The organism is Mycobacterium sp. ABE4_509 (assembly GCF_056160785.1).
On the sequence record NZ_JBSWXU010000348.1, the window covers coordinates 1 to 459 of the forward strand.

1 pseudogene is annotated in these 459 nt (G+C 72.3%); it reads left to right on the plus strand.

Going from position 1 to position 459, the window contains the following annotated elements:
* A pseudogene (locus tag ACXAID_RS28420) lies at window positions 1-459 on the plus strand (HNH endonuclease); the annotation flags it as partial.

Here is a 459-nt window from a genome sequence, read left to right on the forward strand (position 1 = left end):
CGCGGGCAGGTCATGGCCGACACCCTCTACCAACGCGTCACCGGTACCGCGGTCACCGAGCCGGTGTCGGTGGCGCTGAACCTGGTGCTGGCCGACACCACCCTGGTCGGCGACGACGAGTGCCCCGGCTGGCTGCAGGGCTACGGTCCGGTGCCCGCGGCGGTGGTGCGCCGCCTGGTCGGTGACGCGGTCACCGACGAGAGCGCCAAGGCCAGCCTGCGCCGGCTCTACCGCCACCCGGCATCCGGGCAGCTGGTCGCGATGGAATCGAAGGCCCGGCTGTTCCCGAAAGGGCTGGCCCGCTTCATCGGGCTGCGCGACCAAACCTGCCGCACCCCGCACTGTGACGCCCCGATCCGCCACCACGACCACGCAACCCCGGCTCGCGAGCACGGCCCCACCAGCGCACTCAACGGCCTGGGCGCCTGCCAAGGCTGCAACTACGCCAAAGAAGCCCCC